The sequence below is a fragment of the Sphingopyxis sp. Soil_C_28 genome, assembly GCF_057657055.1.
This window is the reverse complement of the sequence record NZ_JBDGJE010000003.1, coordinates 777,767-798,298: the sequence shown is the minus strand read 5'-3', so window position 1 is coordinate 798,298 and position 20,532 is coordinate 777,767. Positions and strand designations below refer to the sequence as shown.

Annotated in this window: 9 protein-coding genes; 7 read left to right on the top strand and 2 right to left on the bottom strand. The window is 64.3% G+C overall.

The features are described 5' to 3' along the window. Nucleotides 1-94: 94 nt before the first annotated feature. Both AC3A43_RS17170 and AC3A43_RS17165 read right to left on the bottom strand, forming a co-directional pair. A complete protein-coding gene (locus AC3A43_RS17170; protein ID WP_487793752.1) occupies nt 95-4,798 on the bottom strand; it encodes a hypothetical protein in 4,704 nt (1,567 codons plus the stop codon). A gap of 13 nt (nt 4,799-4,811) precedes the next feature. After that, nucleotides 4,812-9,089, bottom strand: coding sequence for a hypothetical protein (locus AC3A43_RS17165; protein ID WP_487793751.1), 4,278 nt, complete (start codon nt 9,087-9,089; stop codon nt 4,812-4,814). A 377-nt stretch (nt 9,090-9,466) separates the two neighbouring features. Between AC3A43_RS17165 and AC3A43_RS17160 the strand changes: the two genes are divergently transcribed. The 7 genes from AC3A43_RS17160 (at nt 9,467) to AC3A43_RS17130 (ending at nt 20,384) form a co-directional block, all read left to right on the top strand. Next, nucleotides 9,467-10,774: an amidohydrolase family protein gene (locus AC3A43_RS17160; protein ID WP_487793750.1), complete on the top strand. Its 1,308-nt coding sequence runs from the start codon at nt 9,467-9,469 to the stop codon at nt 10,772-10,774. Next, entirely contained in the window at nt 10,764-11,888 is a 1,125-nt protein-coding gene (locus AC3A43_RS17155; RefSeq protein WP_487793749.1) for a dipeptidase, read from the top strand. The genes AC3A43_RS17160 and AC3A43_RS17155 overlap by 11 nt, the downstream gene beginning before the upstream one ends. Next, nucleotides 11,881-12,834 carry an ornithine cyclodeaminase family protein gene (locus tag AC3A43_RS17150; protein ID WP_487793748.1) on the top strand — a complete coding sequence of 318 codons (954 nt, stop codon included), beginning with the start codon at nt 11,881-11,883 and terminating at the stop codon, nt 12,832-12,834. Before AC3A43_RS17155 ends, AC3A43_RS17150 begins: the two co-directional genes overlap by 8 nt. Before the next feature lie 193 nt (nt 12,835-13,027). Then, on the top strand, nt 13,028-14,686 hold the full coding sequence (locus AC3A43_RS17145; RefSeq protein WP_487793747.1) for an MFS transporter: 1,659 nt from the start codon (nt 13,028-13,030) through the stop codon (nt 14,684-14,686). A 1-nt stretch (nt 14,687) separates the two neighbouring features. Further along, complete coding sequence (locus AC3A43_RS17140; protein WP_487793746.1) at nt 14,688-15,860, top strand: HlyD family secretion protein; 1,173 nt, start codon at nt 14,688-14,690, stop codon at nt 15,858-15,860. Nucleotides 15,861-15,880: 20 nt separating this feature from the next. Then, nucleotides 15,881-17,281, top strand: coding sequence for an efflux transporter outer membrane subunit (locus AC3A43_RS17135; RefSeq protein WP_487793794.1), 1,401 nt, complete (start codon nt 15,881-15,883; stop codon nt 17,279-17,281). Nucleotides 17,282-17,696: 415 nt separating this feature from the next. Then, complete coding sequence (locus AC3A43_RS17130; protein WP_487793745.1) at nt 17,697-20,384, top strand: TonB-dependent receptor plug domain-containing protein; 2,688 nt, start codon at nt 17,697-17,699, stop codon at nt 20,382-20,384. The last annotated feature ends 148 nt before the right edge of the window (nt 20,385-20,532 follow it).

Here is a 20,532-nt window from a genome sequence, read left to right as displayed (position 1 = left end):
CGCGTCGGCACAGAAAATTCGGATTCCTGATGCAGAGGTATCATAATAATAAGTGGCGGAACAAGCGTCGCGCCCATCGACCGTTTCAAGGCGCCTAAAGCGCGATAATATCGGCGAAGACCAGACGTTCCTCGATGACCCGGCGTTGGCGGGTCGCCCCGGCCGCCTGCTGGGGCTGGATATGATCCGAATAGAAGCGCTCGAACTCGCGAAGCATCAACCGGCGCGGCCGGTCGCCCGCCGGCGCCAGCGTGACACTGGCCTCCCAGAAAGGCGGATCGAGCTCGAAAGTCGGAATATCGATGCCCGGAATGCGCTCGAGTTCGATCGACGGGTCGAGCCGAACGGTTCCACCGGAACGGGTGTCGAACGTTTTTACAGCGGCTTCCCGCACCGCCTTGACCATGCGCGTCCGGATTGCGGTCCGTTCGCGCACGCTGGCCCCAAGGTCGATCGGTTCGAGCAGGAGTCCATTGGAGGATGCCTTGGCCTCGGCCCCGACGACATGGCTGGCAAGGATGCTGCTGTCCTCCCACGCCAGGTCGCTGTCGATCGACGGATCGCGCGTCTGCAGAACCAGCTCGACGCGATTGCGGCCGGTTTCGTGCGGACCCGGTATAATCGAAATATCCTGATATTCGCTGTCGACCGGAAATAGCATCGGACCCGATCGCGGATTCGGACCGCGCAGCGTCGCCTCGACACGATTGCCTGTCAGCTTCACCACCGCACGGCGGCGCGGCAGGAGCTGTGCGAAATCGGCCAGCACCACCTTCGAAATCTTCGCTTCGGACAGGGCGTTGGGCTGGTAACGCACCAGTGCGAGACGGACGAAGGGCGTATAGGTCGTGCCCGGCTCGATCTCGATATCGCAGTACCACAGGCTGCGCGCCTCATCCCAATGGACGCGGTGGCCGACGATTTCGACCTGCGGATCGGCGTCCCCCGATTTTTCCTGAAGATGGACCCGTTCCGAGATCACACGCGACGGGAAATCACTGACCTTCGTCTGGGTCTTCGGCAGGCTGCTGTCCCAGAAGGGATCGACACCCCATTGCGTCACGAGCGGCTGATATGCGTTGGGAATATCGGTGAAGCGTCCGCCGTCCTTGAAGATCACGACGCCAAGCAGCTCCCCGTCGCCCGACGAAAACCACGGCCGGTCGAGCCAGACGCGCAGGCCATTGCCATAGCGCGTCACGCTGCGATTTTTGGCGCTGTTGTTGTTCGCCGCCTGCCACTGAAAGGTCGGAACGACATAGAGGACCCGCGGATCGCGCGGCGGCGCGCTCGCCGGAACGAACGACTGCTGATCGCTGCCATTCTGATCCTCGAGCACTGGCGCGCCCGCGTCATCCTCGGGCGGCAGCGCCATCGCGCGGCCGATGGCGACGGGCCCCAGCCGGGTGACCGCGTCGCGCTGCGCATAGACGGCCGGCGGCAGATATTCGCGGAAGCGCGTCGTCGCGCGGATGCGATAGCGGATGAGGCGGAAACGCGTGTCGCCAAGCGCATGGACGTCGCCGCGCTGTGCCTGCGGATCGACCATCTGTGCGGCCACAGCCTGTTGCAGCGGGAATTCGTTGCGGTGGTTTTCGGCGAGCTTGATTTCGCCAAGCTGCCCCTTGTGCACGACACGTTCGGGCCCGGGCCTGGCGAGGTCATCGACCCATTCGCTCCACTCGGCCTCGATCTCGAATTTGCCCGTTGAAGGTCCGTGGAGGCGGATGCCGCGAGTAAAAAGTTTCGTGTCGTGCGAGCCCAATTGACGGTTCGGGGTCATCAGGACGAACTCGGGTTCGCATACCGGCGCCTGTGTCGCATGAACCAGCACCAGATCGCGGAACGGCGTGATCAGCCAGTTCGCACCGAGCATCGCGGTGCGATAAACGAAATTGCGGTTCGCCCCGGCGTCGGTCCATTGCGGGATACCGAAGCCCTTGATGAAATCAGGATCGGCAAAACTCGCATAGACGAGGCGGACGACACGCCCCTTGGGTACGAAGAAGGTGAGCGTGCGCGCCTCCTCGTCCCACACCGGCGCGCCGTCGTCGGGGAATTCCTCGTTGCAGGGCAGCGATGTGATAGCGGCTTCGCGTTCGGCAAGGATCAGGCGACAGCCCGTACTGTCGGGCCATTTTTCGCCGTTGCGGATCAGGATGACGAACTGCTCCGACGGCGTCATGCGGATGACGCACGACGGCCCAAGCTCCTTCTCCTCCGTCACGCCGGGTAGCGCATGTCCGGGCGCCGGGCGGATCGCCGTCCCGCCCGCGGCGCCGTCGGGCAGCCAGGGCGTCGCGACCTGCTTTTCGGCGTGGATGACATATTGGCCGCCGGCGAGCCGATCGCCGACCGGGTTGGTCGCATCGGGCATCGCCGGCGGGACGCTGTCGGTGGTGGCAACGCCATCGAGGATGGCGGGCGTGACGAGTTCCACCTCGGCGCCGGGTAAGGTGTCATAGAGCGTGCCGGCTTCGCGCGCGGCGATCGCATATCCTTCCTTGATCCTCTCCCAGTCGCCGAACCACGGATCGAACAGGCCATGCGTTTCGCATTGCTGCTGTGAGGATTTGGGCGGCACCAGATGCCGCTCGTTCACCGCGCCATAACCGAAGTCCTGCGACGGCGGCAGCGCGATGGCATCCTTGAACGGCTGGGTGTCGAGATACGCCTTCGCCGAAACATCATGGTTCGACCGGATCACCATCCGTTCGAGCGATTCCCCTTCGGAAACACGCGTGCGATGCACGATCACTGGCGGGTCGATCGGTTCGAAGCGCCAATAGCCGACCGCGTTGCTGGCCTGTTCGAGCTTGCCGAGCGTCGGGTCGTCGACCGTCAGGCTATTACCCGCCAGATCGACGATGCGCGCGCGGAACCGGTATAGCTGACCAAAGCGCAGCCGCGGAAGCGTGCCCTTCTGTGTCTTGAAGGTGGCGACAAGGCCGCTCCCCTTCTCCGCCACCTCGCCCCCTGCGCTTGGCACTTCGGCCTGAATCTCGCTGCCCTCGACCTTCTCGGCCTTGATCGCGAGACCGGGGCGCGGCGCGCACAGGCTCCAGCCCGACCAGCGGAACATCGATTCATGCAGATAATGGTCATCGGGCGCGTTGCTGTCGGGTCCGCCCGAAGTCGTCGACGCGCCCGAAACATAACCCTCGTCGGGCGCGAGATCGATCGCCGCACGGCTGTTTATCAGCCGGTATTCGCCGACGCGGGCACAGAGCGTGTGCCATGGCCCGGCCTCGTTGAAATCGGGAACGGGCGCGACATCGACCCGGTAACCCCGATGCACATCCTCGGCAAAGAGAGTGATATCGTTTCCCGAGCCATTCGCGATCGCGTCGTTCTTTGCCGTCGCCGCAGCCGCGGCTGTCGCCACATCCACCGCGCGGCCGTGGCGCGATATGCCCAGCCCGCCGCTGCGCAGCGCCGCAACACCCTGCCGATCCCCGGTCGTATAGGTCACTTCGCCATGTTTCTGGCGCAGACTGAGGTGCCGGGTCACCAAATTCTGCGCCGTCAGCGTGAAATTGACCGTCTTCAGCGCCGCGCCGTCGGGGTCGACCTGATAGATGTCGAACAGCCCTTTCGACGCCCGATGGCTATCGTCCGAATATTGCAGGCGCAGCAACCCGCGCTCATTGTCTTCGCCGCGTGGCCGCGCAACGAAACGCTCCTTGTCGGCGGCGAAGGCGGTATGCGGCGTCACGTCGCTTACGCCCGGATCCTCGCGCCAGTCGACGCGCAGTTGCAGCCGCCCTTCGGCCGACCCGTCGGGAGCTGCGGCAATGCGTTCTTCGAGCCAGCTTTCATCGTCGAACACGAAGTCGAGGATCAGGCCAAGCCGCCGCAACAGATCGGGATAATTGGCGAGCGAGGCGACGATGCGGTGGAAGTCATAATCTGGCACGGTCGGCGGCGGCGCGATATTCTCGAATGTCGGGCGGCGCATCCGGCGTTCGGCATCGCTCGGGCGCTCGCGGCGATAGAAACGGTCGGCCTGATAGAGATTATATTCATCGGCCGAGCGGAACTGGTCCATCAGCGCCGCATCGGCCTGCGCGACGAGCGGACTATCCGGTCCACCGGGGCGCGGGTTATACCAGTCGGGGTTCATCGTGCGGCGCGTCTTCCGTCCCGCCGAGGCCGGACCGCCCTCATCCTTGGCCGCAGGTCCGGGGACCTCGCCGCGGTAAATCCCCTTCGGCCCGAACACCTGCCGGTCGATGACCGCTTCGAAGCTTTCGTCGAAGAAACGCCCGAAGCCGGGCAGCGCCGCCTCGACCTTATCGCGCCCGAACGGGATCACGGTCGTGCGCGTCCCGGCATCGCTGAGCATCTTCTTGAGATCCGGATGCGCGTCGCGCCACGGCAGGAGGCTTGGATGGTTCGAAGCGGCCTGCACGGCGAGTTTGCCATAATGGCGCTTCACATAGCCGAGCATATTGCGAACCGAATAGCTGCGCAGGTTGACGGCGCTCATGTCCCTATATTGAAAGCCCGCGACGGGCGTGTCTTCGGTGAAGAACTCGCGCCAGAGGTCGGGGTCGATCTTTGAAATCAGTTCGAGCCCGATCTGCTTGCCGCCGCTGATCGCCGAGAATTTGGCGCCGCCCAGCACATCGGGCCATTTCACGAACGCCGGAAATTTCCCGAGGATCTGCTCATCGGCGCTTTCGGGGGTCAGCCGCGGCGAGACGACGACGCTGACGCGCCGGCGCGTGCCGCGTTCGCCCGGCGCGCCGGTGGCGCCATAGGGCAAGATGGTCCAGACGATCTGTGACGTGGCCATGATCCAGTCCCCTTCAGGCGAAAGCTTCGAGATGGTCGCGCCAGGCATATTCGACGTCTTCGCCGATCTGCTGGAGCTCCTGCGCGAGCGGCAGGTCGGGCGCATGGCCCAGCATCTGCCGCAGTGTCGGGTCGCCGTTCGATCCCGCGAACTTGCGTTCGCAGGTGATCGTCACGCTGCCCGAAAAGATGAAGACCGATATTTCGATGGTCAGCTGCGCCTTGCCGACGCATTTGCCCGAGCTGAATTCATATCGAAGCTCGAGATAAAGCTCGATCGACGCGGTGATCAGCCCCAGCACATCGACATGGCCGCCAAGCCGGAAATAGCCCGTGAGCGACGCGTCGTCGGCCTCCATGCGGTAATAGATGCCCGCCATGACATGCACGCCGCCCGAAGCAACGCCGAAGTCGATCGAGAAGGCCGCCCCGAATTCGAACGACGCTTCGAGGATCTGCACCCCGCCGGGGTCGAGCGTCACGCCGAAGAAGCCGCCACCGCCGAAGATATAGACGGTCAGCAGAAAGGGCTGGTCGCGGCGGCAGAAATTGAAGCGCACGCTGAGCGGCTGGCCGATAAAGGGGACGGTGAAACCCGCGCCAAGGCTGACGTTGGAGAGGTTGAGGACGCCGCAGGTGATCGACGGCAGCGAGATGTCGAACCCGGCGTCGATCCCCTGCGGGGTGATGTCGAGATAGGGTGGATCCGAAAAGCCGTCGAGCGGGATCAGGTCGCGCAGCGTTTCGACAAAACTCAGCGGCCCGACGAACTTGATGTCGGACAGCAGCACGTCGACATCCATCTTCGCCGCGCTGTCGATCGAAAATTCGATCTTCTCGAAATTGAGTTCGATGAAGCTCGCCGGCGCGATCAGCACGAGGTCGAAATGTTTGAGGCCGCACGTCACGCTGATCGACGGGCTCGACGATCCGTTCTTCTTGACCTTCGCGACCACCGCGACGAGCAGCCCGCGTTTGTCGTTGGCGCGGAACAAAGCATCGCCCGGCGCGGTGCTGCCGGTCGGCGACCAGTTGTTGATTTCGGGGTTCCAGTCGAACCGGATCGTCAATTCGTCGCCGGTGAGCATCTCGACCAGACGGAGCAGATCCTCGGCGCCGTCCAATATCTCCTCGACCACGCCGAGCGCATTGACGATGGCGTTGCGCGGAGCGCCGCTCAGCAGATTGAAATTCTCGAGCGCGGCGCGGAACGGCCCGATCGCATCCGACAGCGCTTCGACCTTGACCCGCAGCGCGGCGGGATCGCCGAGCAGCGAAGACAGCGCGCCGGGATCGCCGACGATGCCATCGAGCGCATCCCACAATTCCTTGCCGGCGGTGACGAGCGCCTGAAACTGTTCGAGATCGGCGAGCAGCGCATCGAGCTTTTGCGCCGCGTTGAGCGCGCTCTGGCGGAAACCCGCGGGAAGCGAGACGCCCCCCGGGGTGGCATTGGCGGCGGCCCGCAAATCGGCGACGGCGGCCCGCGCGGCGGTGATGCTCGTGGGAAGGCTCGCAAGATCCGGACTGCTCGCAGCTTCGTCGAGCAGCTTGTCCATCAGCGCGGCAAGCTTGTCTGCGACCTCCTCGACGCGGTCGCGCACCGTATCGGCCGCCGCGACCACCGGCTGAACCTGCGCCGCGGCATAGGCCTGCGCCTGTGCGACCAGATCGGTGAGCGTCGCTTTGAAGGCGGTCATCGCTGCGTTGGCAATCCCCGCAGGCTGCGACGCAATATCCGTCACGAACTCGAACAGGCGAACGAGCCCGTTGACGAAACTTTCGACCTTGGTGCTCGCCTCGCTGACAAACTTGGGCACCTTGTCGGGGCTGTCGGCGAGGTCGGTCACCGCCTCGATGATCGACCCCAGCGGGATGCAGCCGAACAGCAACGGCAGCGGCAGGTCCGAAATCGACGTTGGGAATCCCGCCCCTGCGGGCATCTTGCCCTGAATGAATTGCGCCGGGTCGCTCATCACCGGCCCCGCGAGCCGCGACAGCGCGGCGGGTTTCAGGTTCGGCTGCATGAAGCCGCCGGACTTGTCACCTTGCGACGAGAAATCGAGGTTCGGTCCCGTGCCGGGGATCACGTCGACAAACACTTCGCCGCGATTTCCCGACGGCGCGGGGTCGAAGCCGGCGCGCAGAAACTGCTGGTTGAAGATGAGCCGGTGCGCACCCTGATTGCCCGAAAGATGCGCGATGGGTCCGATGCGCGCGCTGGCCTCCTCCATGCGCGGCACCCAGACGGGACGAGTCAGCCGGTTGCTATAGGTCCGCAGGCTCTGGTTGCCCGACTGCGCAAAGCCGCCGAATTCCATCAGGTCGACCTGCACCGACGTGTCGCCCGATTTCAGGCTGGGCGCGAGTGCCACGCGCTGCCAGTCGAGCGGCGCGCTGTTATAGTCGGGTGGCGCCGTTCGATACGCATTGGCGGCGATCAGGGCCTCCTTCTCCGCATCCGCATAGATCGGGTCGAGCTTGCCCGTCGCCGGATTCTGTTTGCGGGGTGCGGCAAGCGTATTGTCGACGAAGATCATCGGCAGGTCGAAAAGCACCCGCCGTCCGTCGAGGTCGGTACCTGCGCACTGAAAGCGGAATGGTTTGCCGCCGACCCGCGGCCAGAACATCTGCTGTCCCTTGTCGTCGATTTCCGAATTTTCGGGCATATCGATGTCGGGGGTCGTTTCGGTCAGCAACTTGATGCGTGAGAAGGGAAATTGGCGCGCGAGGCGAATGCCGTCGCTCGACTGGGCATTCAGATACGATGCCTCGTCATAGGTGCGTTCCTTTTCGCGGATGACGATGAACATGCGTTGACGCAAATAGGCGACGTTGCCGGGCGCCTGTTCGGCGGTCGCCTTGCCATTGTGAAACTTGCGCTCGCTCACCTTCACCAGCGCGACGCGGTGGCCGAACGGAAACAGGAAGCCGCGATAGACAACCCGAACATAATGATCGCGGCCCATCGTCGCGCGGTGCACCCATTCCTCGACACTCAACCCCGGCGGGTCCCACGCCCCGCGCGAGTCCAGCCAGCCGCCGAGCGCGGTCAGCATCATCATGTTGGTATCGAGCGGTTCGGGGCTATAACCGGGAACATCGAAGTTCGCTGACAGGTGCGGGATCTGGTAGCGGTCGAAATTGCTGAGGGTCGTGCGGAAGGGATTCTGGCCGTCGGTCGGAGGCAAGGCGCTGCTGTCGGGCCAATTGCTTTGCATTGCGGGGCGCATCGCCTCGCCGCCCTCGCCCGAAAGCGCCCAGATCGCGCGCGTCGTCCGGCCGGGGTCGGGATAAGGCGGCTCGATCTCGGTGCCGTCTGCGCGCGGAACGACAAGCCGCGAATGCCAAAGCTCGGTGCGCTGCGTGGCCGGCGAGGTCACAAGGCCCGTCGTGTGACGCCAGCGCCCGCCACTGTGCGGCGACAGGATCAGTCGCCAGGGCATTTCGATCGACGTGGTCGTGGCGTTGGGAGGCCCCGGTTTGGCGGGCGCCAGCACGATCCCCGGATCGACGATAACGCCGCCGGGCAACGTTGCCTCCATCGAGAACCCCCCGCCGAGCGAGAGCTGGCGCGCACGCACCGTCGCCATGTCGCCGCCCCCGCCCTCGGCGCCGATCCGCAAGGTGCTGACTGCGGCGCTGGCCAGTGCGGCGCGGCGCTTGACCGTCAATCCGCGTACAAAATCGAGATCCAGCAGTTCCTCGAAATGAAAGCGACCGGGTTTGGTAACGCGCGGCTTGGCATTCGCCGCAACCTTTAGTGGCAGGTCGCGGCAGGCGGCGAGCACCGACGCGAGCGAATATTCGATATCGAAACCGTTCGGCACCGTGAACACGAGGCGCGACTCATTGGCGATCCGGGCGCGGACCGGGGGCGGCCGCAATTCATCCGATTGGCTCGGGTCGGCAGTCTGTTCGAAAAACGTCTCTTCGGCGAACGACTGCGGCGGGAAATGCAGGATCAGATAAGCGGTCCCCTGCCCCGATTTCTTCAGGCGCGGCGGCTGGCCGGGCACGATGTCGAGATTGCGCGTTTCGATCCGCAGCGCGACGAGATCTTCTGACCGGATCGCCGGCCGGCCGGGGCGGCTTGCCTCGAAGAGATTGCGGATATGATCCTGAAACCATGGAAAGGGAAAGAGCGGACCAACCTCGATCTCGCCGAGCCAGTCGGGCTTCAGGATCGCGGTGCCGGTCTTCGCTTTGGTCTTTGCTCTGGTAGCGCGCGCTCCGGCTGCCCGAGTCGAGGCTGCTCCAACACGCCGCTTCTTGCTGACATCCCTAGCCATCTGGCACGCTCCTCCCAAGTCGTCGGAAAGAAATGCGAGCCCGTTATTATTATGAGAGCGAAAGGGGCGCCCGGATTGGACAAACCGCAAGCCGTGTGCGACGGGGCGTGGCAAGCGCGCGCCGGAATATTATTAGTTATCAACGGCCTTACCATGACGCTGTCAGCGCGAGGACGGGAAAAGCGGGATTGCAGCTCCGGCGAAGCTGGAAGCGGGCGACTGAGCCGGAAGTCACTGTCCGGAAAATGGCTAGTGCGCACGACCGGTGATTGCGGACATGATGCGGGGAGGCTAGCCACGCTGGCATGTCCTCCATCCCCCCGCGCCCGGAGCGCTCGCTCACCATTCTTTCTTCCTTGAGCCTCGCGGCATTGCTGATGACGGCCGCGCCCTCCGCTGCAGCCGAATCCGTCCTCTATACCGGCGCAACGGTAATCGACGGCACCGGTGGCCCTGCCCGCCCTGGCCAGGACATATTGGTCGATGGCGAACGCATCGTGGCGACCGGCGCGCAAGGCAGTCTGACATCGCAGGCGGCATCGGTCCGCCGGGTCGACCTGTCAGGGCGCTTCGTCATTCCCGGGTTGATCGACAGCCACGTCCATCTTGCTACCCCCCCGAACCGGGTACGCGCCGAGGCGATCTTGCGCCGCCAGCTCTATGGCGGCGTCACCGCCGTGCGCGACATGGCGGACGACCTGCGCGCGGTGGGCGATCTGGCGCGCGCGTCGCTGGTCGGCGAGATTCCCGCGCCCGATATCTATTATGCCGCACTGATGGCGGGACCGTCCTTCTTTGCCGATCCGCGGGTTGTGTCGGTCAGCCGCGGCTTCACGCCGGGGACCGCGCCATGGATGCAGGCGATCGACAAGAAGACCGACCTGCGCACCGCGGTCACGCTAGCGCGCGGAACCTCGGCAAGCGCGATCAAGATTTACGCCAATCTGCCCGGCGAGCGCGTCGCGGCGATCACCGCCGAGGCGCACCGCCAGAAGCTGATGGTCTGGGCGCATAGCGCGGTCTTTCCCGCACGTCCGGCCGAAGTGATCGCCGCCGGCGTCGATTCGGTCAGCCATGTCTGTTATCTGGGGTATGAGGCGCAGCCGAAAATGCTCGCTGCCTATGAAGACCGGATGCCGATCGACGATGCCTTGCTGGCGCCGAATGGCGACGATCCCGTCGTTGCCGGCCTTTATGGGGCGATGCGAAAGAAGGGCACGATCCTCGACGCGACCGGCAGCCTGTTCGTTAAGTTCGAGGCCGCGCGCAAAGCCGATCCGAGAGCCAAGCCGCTGCGTTGCAGTGGTGCCCGCACGATCCGCCTGACACAGCAGGCGTGGCGCGCGGGTATCCCGATTTCAACCGGGACCGATTTCGTCGATCCGGCCAGCAACCCCTGGCCCGAGGTTCATGCCGAGCTTCGCTATCTGGCGCACGACGTCGGCATGCCGCCGCTCTCGGTCATCCATTCGGCGACGCTCGTCGGCGCGCGCGCCGCGGGGCAGGACCAGGATATGGGATCGATCGAGCCCGGCAAGCTGGCGAATTTCGTCATCCTTGCGGCGGACCCGCTCGCCGACATCGAGAATATCGAAAAGATCGAAATGACCGTGAAACGCGGCCGCGAATATCGCCGCGCCGATTATATCGCGCCGACGGCAAAGGAGCTTGGGAATGACGATTGACCGACGCGCGATGATCGCGGGCGCCGCGGGGCTGGCCGCCACGTCGCTGCTGCCCTCCGCCGCATCCGCCGCTGCCGCCCCCGACAGCCGAAAATGGGTGATCGTGAACGCGCTCGGCGGCCTCGCCGACCCGAATATCCGCGATGCCCCCGACCCCTTTTCGTCGCGCGTGCTCGCCGAAGCCCATGCGTCGGGCATCACCGCGATCAACTGCACCCTCGGCTATGTCGCGGGCCCGGCCGAGCCGTTCGAAAAGAGCGTCGCCGACGTCGCCGAGATGGACATGCTGCTGCGCCGCTATCCGCGCGACCTGATCAAGATATTGAGCGTCGCCGACATCCGCCGTGCCAAGGCCGAAAAGAAGATCGGCATCATCTACGGCTTCCAGAACGGCGCGATGATGGGCAAGGACGCCGGCCGCGTCGACATCTTCGCCAACATGGGCGTGCGCATCTTCCAGATCACCTACAATCCCGCAAACCAGCTCGGCGACGGATCGATGGCGCCCGACAATCGCGGCCTTACCCCCTTCGGGCGCGAAGTGATCGAGCGGCTCAATGCGCAGAAGATGATCGTCGACCTGTCGCACAGCGGCGAAAAGACCTGCCTCGAAGCCGCGCGCATGTCGAAGGCACCGATCTCGATCAACCACACCGGTTGCCGTGCCGTCACGGACCTGCCGCGCAACAAGACCGACGCCGAGCTGCGGCTGGTCGCTGAAAAGGGCGGCTTTATCGGCATCTATTTCATGCCCTTCCTCAACATCTCCGGCCACGCCCGCGCCGAGGACGTCGTGGCGCATATCGACCATGCGGTGAATATCTGCGGCGAGGATCATGTCGGGATCGGCACCGACGGCCATGTCGGCCAGATCGACGATCTGAAGGCCTATGAAGCCGTTCTCGCCAAGGAGATTGCCGACCGGCGCGCGGCGGGGATCAGCGCGGCGGGCGAGCGGCCGGACACCTATCCCTTCGTCGTCGACCTCCGCGGACCCGACCAGTTTCGAAAGCTTGTCGCCCTGCTCTCCGCGCGCGGCTATTCGAGCCGCCGGATCGAGAAGATCATGGGGCTCAACTTCCTGCGCCACGCCGAAGGCGTCTGGGGTGGCTGATCCGATCCGCTTCATCGATGCGGCCGAAGTCCGCGAGCGGCTCGACCACCGAACGTGCATCGACCTGATGCGCCACGCGATGATCGCACTCGCCGAAGGGCGCAGCCAGCAGTTGCTGCGCGGCATCATCGACCTTGGCAAGGGCGACCTGTTCGGCGTCATGCCCGGCGCGCTCGACGGCGCGGGCTTTGGCGCGAAGATCATCAGCATCTTTCCCGCCGCCGCCGAACATGGCGCCTCGCATCAGGGTGTGATCATCCTCTTCGATCGCGCCAGCGGCGCTCCGGTGTGTGTTATCGACGCCGGCGAAGTCACCGCGATCCGGACCGCTGCGGCCTCCGCGGCCGCGACCGACGCGCTCGTGCGTCCCGACGCCCGCCGTCTCGCGATATTGGGGACCGGCGAGCAGGCATGGCACCATGTTGCGGCCATCCGCCACATCCGTGCGCTGGACGAGGTCCGGGTATGGGGACGCTCAGCGGAAAAAGCGTCCCGCCTTGCCCAACGTGTCAGCCATGAGCTTGGCCTGACCGCGCACACGACGACCACCGCCGCCGAGGCGGCGAACGCGGCGGATATCATATGCACGCTCACAGGCACGGCCGAGCCCATCCTGTTCGACGCAGACGTCGCGGACGGGGCGCATATCAATGCCGTCGGCTCGAGCCGTGCCGGTCCGTCCGAGATAGACGAGGCGCTTGTCGCACGCGCACGGTTCGTGCCCGATCATCGCGAAGGCGTACTGGCACAGGGCGCGGAATATCTGCGCGCACGCGATGCGGGGCTCGTCACCCAAGAGCATGTCCTGCCCGAAATCGGGCATGTCTTTTCGGGGTCCACGCCGGGTCGTCTCGCGCCATCGGATGTCACCATCTATAAATCGCTGGGCTCGATCGTACAGGACCTCGCCTCTGCCACCTGGCTTTGGAAGGCGCACCACGCTTGAGAATCCGAGGATGGGCCAACGCCCCCTACACCCGCACCGCGTGACTCCTGTCCCACCGAACAGGCTGCATGCGTCCCGGCGATGCGGTAAGGAAAGTCATGATTATCGAACCGACTCGCCGCAGCTTGCCGGGGATGGAAGCCCCAGTTCCGCTCGTGGCGCGTCCATGACCGCCAAAGCGGCCTGACCCGCCATGGCGGATTATGTCTTCAAGCCCCACGAGCGGCCAACGCTTCCGGGGTCGCCGGCGAATCCGGAGCATCCGAAATCGCGCATGGTCCGCCATTTCCTGATCGGCTGCCTGATCGGGATCACCGGCGGGCTTGGCAACGCTCTGGTCACGGTGAATCTCAACTTCGCGCAGGGGACGCTGGGCCTCAACAGCGACGAGGCGGCGTGGCTGACCGCTGCCTATTTCATGACCAACGTCACGGCGAACCTGCTGCTGGTCAAATATCGCCAGCAATTCGGGCTGCAACCGTTCATCCGCTACACGCTCGTTGCCTATGCGGTGACGACGTTGATGCATCTGTTCATCCACGATTTCTGGACCTCGGTCGCTGTCCGCGCGATGAGCGGCGTCGCGGCCAGCGGCCTGTCGACACTCACCATTCTCTATTTCTTTCAGGCGTTGCCCGCCCCCAAGCGACTTGCCGCGGTAATGATCGGCATCTGTATCCCGCAGATTGCGACGCCGCTCGCGCGCGTCCTGTCGCCAGGCCTGCTCATATGGGGCGACTGGCATAATCTCTATTGGTTCGAATTGGGGCTCGCGCTGGCGACGCTGGCCGCCGTGATGGCGCAGCCGTTGCCGCCCAGCGAGCGCGAAAAAGTATTCGAGCCGCTCGATTTCCTGACCTTCAGCCTCTTCGCGCCGGGGCTGTGGCTGTTGATCGCGGTCCTTTCGCAGGGGCGTATCCAGTGGTGGACCGAGCGTCCATGGATCGGCTGGTCGCTCGCCGCGAGCGTCGCGCTGATCGCCGCCGCCATATTGGTCGAGCATCATCGCAAGAACCCGCTGATCAACACCCGCTGGCTGGGCACGCGCGAGATGATCCGGCTGATCGCGGTCGCGGCCTCGATCCGCATACTCCTGTCTGAACAGGCGTTCGGGTCGGTCGGCTTCCTCAGCACCATCGGCCTGATCAACGACCAGATGGTGACGTTGAACCTGATTGTCGTGTTCGCGTCGATCGCCGGCCTCGCCACCGCGGTGCTGACTTTCCGTCCCGACAATCTGTCGCGGCCGATCATCATCGCGGTCGTGCTGATCGTCATCGGATCGTTCATGGACGCCAATGCGACCAACCTGACGCGGCCGAGCCAATTCTATCTCAGCCAGGCGCTGATCGGCTTTGCGTCATTGCTCTTCCTCGCACAGGCGATGGTGATCGGCATCGCGCGGACCTTGCTCGCCGGCGGGAAGAACTTCGTCAGTTTTGTCGTGCTGTTCAGCATGAGCCAGAGCATCGGTGGCCTCGCCGGCGGCACTTTGCTCGGAACCTTTCAGACCGTCCGCGAGAAATATCATTCGCACGAACTGGTCCAGAACATCGTGGCGACCGATCCGCTGGTCGCCGCGCGATTGGGCGCGGGAAGCCGGGTCGTTGCAGGGACGGTCGGCGATCCGGTACTGCGCAGTGCAGAGGGCGCCGCGCTGCTCAGCCAGCAAGTCACGCGCGAGGCGCATATCCTCGCCTATAACGACGTGTTCCTGCTGGTCGGGGTGCTTGCGATCCTGACAACATTCTGGGGCTTCATGATCAGCCGGGGAATCCGGCGGCGCGGCGAGCCGTCACCCGTTATATTATTGGTACAGCGCCTGCAGGCGCAGGCAGGGCAAGGGCAATAGAATGAGCGACCAGCCAAAGGCGAACGCGCCGACACCCCAAACCGAAACGGCGCCCCCCTCAGCCGCCGTGCCCGAAACCGTGGCCCCGCCCGATCCGCAGGTCGACGCGCCGCCGTCGGCGTGGCGCCCGCCGGACAAGACGCGGACGACCGTGATCATCATCATCGCCGCCGCCCTGTTTGCGATCCTCGCGATCCTCTACGCATGGGGGCTGCCGCCCTTTGCTGGCGGAGCCGAGAAGACCGACAACGCCTATGTGCGCGGACGCGTGACGATCATCAGCCCGCAGGTCAGCGGCTATGTCACCCGCGTCCCCGTTCAGGATTTCGCCGAGGTGAAGGCCGGCCAGATCCTCGCGACGATCGACGACCGCATCTATCGCGCGCGCGTCGCGCAGGCCGAGGCGAACGTCGCGGCGCAAGAGGCATCGCTCGCCAATTCGGCGCAGGCGCAGCGTTCGCGCGAAGTCGCGACCGACAGCCAGAACGCCGGCATCGCCAATGCCCAGGCTCAGCTGACCCGGGCCGAGGCCGACATGCGCCGCGCCCGCACGCTCGTCGCCGACGGCTCGATCTCGACCCGCGAGTTCGACCAGACCCGCGCGGCGCTGCTCGCGGCGCAGGCCACGCTGCAACAGGCGCGCGCCAGCCGGGCGATCGGGACACAGGATGTCCGCACCGTCGTCGTCGGGCGCGCCGGTCTCGAGGCCGCAGTCGCTTCGGCAAAGGCGCAACTCCGCCTCGCGCAGATCGACCTCGACAATACGATCATCCGCGCGCCCACCGACGGCCAATTGTCCGAGGTCGGCGTGCGTCAGGGCGCCTATGTCACCGCGGGAACCCAATTGCTGTCGATCGTCCCGCACCATGTCTGGGTCATCGCGAACTTCAAGGAAGCGCAGACCGGCGACATGGCGATCGGCCAGCGAGCGCGGTTCAGCGTCGACGCCTTGGGCGGCACCGAACTGACCGGTCGGATCGAAAATCTGTCGCCCGCCGCAGGGTCTGAATTCGCGGTGCTGAAGGCAGACAATGCGACGGGCAATTTCGTCAAGGTAGCGCAGCGGATCGCTGTGCGGATCGCGATCGATCGCAATCAGGCGGCCGCGAAGCGGCTTCGTCCCGGCATGTCAGTCGAGGTCCATATCGACACCAGCGGCGGATCGCGGCGGTGAAAATTTCGCACCTTGCACTGATGCCCGTGCTGGCGGTCGTCCTCGCCGCTTGCGCCGGCCCCGAGGTTGCGGCGACGGCAGTAACGCCTGTCGCGCCGCCGGCCGCATGGCGGACCGATGCCGGCCCCACGGCGGAGATACAACGCGACTGGTGGCGATCGTTCGGCGACCCGGTTTTGGAAACTCTTGTCGACAAGGCGCTCGCCAATAACAGCGACATCGGGATTGCCGCAGCGCGCGTGCGTGAGGCCCGCGCCAATGTCGCGCTCGCGCGGGCGCAAACACTGCCGGCGATCGACGCGACGCTGGGTGGCGGCCGCTCGCGGTCGGTGAGCGCGTTCGGCCAGCCGTCCGAACAGAATTTCGCGCAGCCGCAAGTCCAGATCGCCTATGAGATCGACCTGTTCGGCCGCCTTGCCGACCAGAAATCCGCCGCCCGCGATTCATATTTCGCGAGCGAAGCCGCACGCGATGCGGTTCAGCTCTCGGTCGCCGCCGCAGTCGCCGCCAACTATGTCACGCTGCGCAGCCTCGACTCGCGGCTGGCGGTGGCGCGTGAAACCGTCGGTGCACGAGCGGAATCGCTGCGGATCGCGAAATCGCGCGTCGGGTCGGGTTACTCGCCAAAGCTCGAGCTCGAGCAGGCGCAAGCCGAATATGACGCCACAGCCCAGATCGTCCCGCAGATCGAACTGGGCATTGCCCGCACCGAAGACGTGCTGAGCCTGCTCGTCGGCGAGACTCCGCAAGCGATCGGCCGAGGCGAAGCACTCGATCGGCTGACCGTGCCCTTGGTTCCGGACGGCCTGCCGTCGGATCTGCTGCGCCGTCGGCCTGACATCGCGCAGGCCGAATATCAACTCGCGGCAACCGACAAAAATCTGTCGGCGGCGCGCAAGCGTTTCCTCCCGCAGGTGCGGCTCACCTCGGCCGCGGGCGCGGCCTTCTCGACGTTGCTCGGCGATCCGATCACGATCTGGTCGGTCGGTGGCAGTATCCTCGCGCCTATCTTCCAGGGCGGTCGGCTGACGGCGCAGGCCGATGCCGCGGCGGCGCAGCGCGACCAGGCGGCCTTCGCCTATCGCCGTACCGCATTGACCGCCTTCCGCGAGGTCGAGGACGCCCTCGCCGCGGTCAGGCTGATCGACCGGCAAATCCTGTTCGCGCAATCGCAGCGCGATGCGCTGGCGGAGGGACTGCGCCTCGCGACCAATCGCTACCGCGAAGGCTATTCGCCCTATCTGGAGCAACTCGACGCCCAGCGCGGCCTGCTCGGAGCCGAGCTATCGCTGATCCAGCTCCGCGCCGACGCGCTCTCTGCGCGCATCCAATTGTATCAGGCAATGGGTGGCGGTTGGACGATATGCGCTGTGTCGGACGCGCCCTGCTTGCAAGACGGGCAAGGCGCGGCTTCGTTTTGACGCGGACAACTCGCTAGCGGTGTATCCCAAAAAAATGCGCGTCCGCGCCCGGCCCGATGCGCCGGCCCATCGACTCGCGCCGGTCCATGGCGTGTTGACGGCGAAAGCCGGGCAAAATGGCGCGGCAGACGGAAATCAGCGCTCGCAGATTTTTCGATAGCATCTTTGGTTGGCAAAATCTGAATTGTGAAACATGGGTAAAATGCCTTGATTCTCAGCGCAATCTGATTGAATCGCCCGCCCCCGCGGCATCGTATTTTCTATTATTGAAAATTATGTCTTGATTGGGGTTGATTTTTCCGAAAATTCCGACTTTATAGAAATTCGCATACGAGAAGGCCGCAAGAGCCTCAACGTAGAACACAGGCGGACACCGGGCAGCAGCATTTTGCCGTCCATTGGCAAGGGGATTTCTATGAAGGTCGTTCAATCCTGCTGGTACGCAGGCACCGCATTATCGATGCTGGTCAGCCTGAATCCGGCTTATGCGCAATCAAGCGTTGCCGCGGCCGAGGCCGCTTCCGACGAAGAGATCGTGGTCAGCGGATCGCGTATCCAACGCGAAGGTTTCGACGCGCCCACCCCGACCACCGTGATCGGCGAGGCCGAACTCTCGCTCGGCAACCGCCCCAGCATCGCGCAGGTCCTGAACGACACCCCGCAATTCCGGGCCACCCAGACGCCATCAACCACGCCCGGGAACACGAGCAGCGGCGTTTCAACTGCCGACATGCGCGGCCTGGGCGCGGTCCGCACGCTCACGCTGCTCAACGGTCACCGCTTTGCCGGCGCCAATGACCTCAACATCGTCCCGCAAAGCCTGGTCAAGCGGATCGACATCGTCACCGGCGGCGCATCGGCAGCCTGGGGTTCGGGCGCCGTCGCGGGTGTGGTCAACATCATTCTTGACGACGACTTTACCGGCTGGCGCATGGGCCTGCAGACCGGCATCTCGTCGCGCGGCGATGCGGCGCGCTATGGCGCCGACATCGCGTGGGGCACCGATTTCGCGGGCGGCCGCGGCCATTTCATGGTTGCTGGCGAATATATGAAAGAGCGCGGTGCGCTGAGCCGCGACGACCGGCCCAACCTCGAAGCGGGCGTGTTTCAGCGCCCCGACGGCAAGCTGGGACTGGTGCGCGACCCCAATTCGACGCAGCTTTACAATGGCGGTTCGATCCTCCGCGCCACCGGCGCACCCTATAATCTCGTGTTCAATCCCGATGGCAACATCGGCGCGTTCCCGCTCGGCAGCGTGACACAGGGCACGACGACCGTCGGCGGCGGCGGCCAGAACATCTTCGACTATGTCGCGGTCAGCACGCCCTATGAACGCATCAACGTCTTTACCCGCGCCGACTATGACCTCACCGACTCGCTGAAGGTCTGGGCCAATTTCAGCTATCACCGCATGTCGGCGAACTATGGCTTCTTCCCGGAAACGCCAGCCGCGGTGATCATGCCCGACAATGCGTTTCTGACCCAGGCGAACCGCAACCAGCTGGCCGCCGCCGGCGTCGTCGGTCCGTTCCTTCTTGGCCGCGTTATGGACGATGTCGGCGCCGACAAGATCATGACGTTCAAGTACAACCGCCGCAATCTGGAGGGCTCGATCGGGCTCGACGGCACGTTCGGCGACGGCTGGAGCTATAACGCCTATTATAACCATGGCGAAATCCGTCTGAATCAGGGACTCAACAACCAGCGGATCAAATCGCGCTTCAACAATGGTGTGGATTCCATCCTCGTGAACGGCACCCCGACGTGCCGCGTCAACACCGACGCATCGACGGCGAATGACGATCCCAATTGCGTACCGATCAACCTGTTCGGCAATGGCAGCATTTCCGACAAAGCGGCCGCTTATGCCTTTGGCGGATCGCAGATCATTTACACGATCAAGCTCGACGCCGCGGGCGCCAGCCTCTCGGGTCAGCCCTTCTCGACCTGGGCTGGTCCGGTCGACATCGCCGTCGGCACCGACTTCCGTTGGGAAGAACAGTCGACGCAATATGTCGATCCGCTGTCGCTCGCGAACGCGCTCGGCACGCTGAACTCGTCGGCAACGAACGGGGGCTTCGACGTCAAGGAAGTCTTCGCCGAAGTCAACGTGCCGCTGCTCGACATCACCGACGCGCTGAAGCTCGAAATCAACGGCGCAGCGCGCTATTCGGACTATAGCACCAGCGGCGGGATCTGGTCGTGGAAGACCGGTGGCACCCTGCGCGTCATGAATGACCTGCTGCTGCGTGCCGTTTATTCGCGCGACATTCGCTCGCCGAGCATCACCGAATATTTCCTCAACCGCTCGACGAACATCGGCAATGTCTTCGATCCGTTCCAAGGCACCAACGGCACGACGCAAAATAACGTGGTGGTCTATGGCGGCGGCAACGCCAACCTGACGCCCGAAATTTCGCATACCCTGACGCTTGGCGGGTCATACTCCCCCAATTATGTCCCGGGGCTGCGCCTGTCGGTCGATTATTACGACATCGATATCGACAATGTGATCACGACGGTGACCGCGAATGACATTCTGAGACAATGTTTCGTTGCCGCACCGAACGATCCGACCTGCAAGGGCACCATTGTTCGCGAAGCCAATGGCACCATCGGCTCGATCACGAACGGGTTTCGCAATCTGGCCAATTACCAGACGCAGGGCCTCGACATCGAGGCGTCGTACCGGATCGCATTGGGCGACGGAAAGCTGAGTTTCCGCGCACTGGCAAACCATGTGTTCAACCTGAAAATCAACGGCGCGGAAGTTTCGGGCGTCGTCGGCGGCGACACCGCCTTCTCGACACCGAAATGGCGCGGAACGGGCACGATCGCTTTCGACAACGACAGTTTCGGCGCGAACATCCGTTTCCGCTATGTCGATGGCGGGGTTTACAGCAGCACCCTGCCGATCATCAACAACAAGATCGGCAGCCGCACTTACATCGATCTCGGCGCTCAGTTCAAAACCGGGCCGTTCACTCTGTTCGGCCAGGTCAACAATCTGTTCGACCGCGACCCGCCGATCACGCCCTATACCAACCCCAATTATGACGTGATGGGTCGCTATATGTCGGCCGGCGTGAAGCTGAACTTCTAAACCTTTTCATTACAGGTAGTCCCGGAGGGCGGCGGTATCGACGATACCGCCGCCCTTTTCCGTTAGGCGACGGGACGGCTGTTTTGTCGGGAGAGGATGCTTCGACTTTGGACGAAGGCTGGCGGCGCGATAAAGTAGGACAGCGATT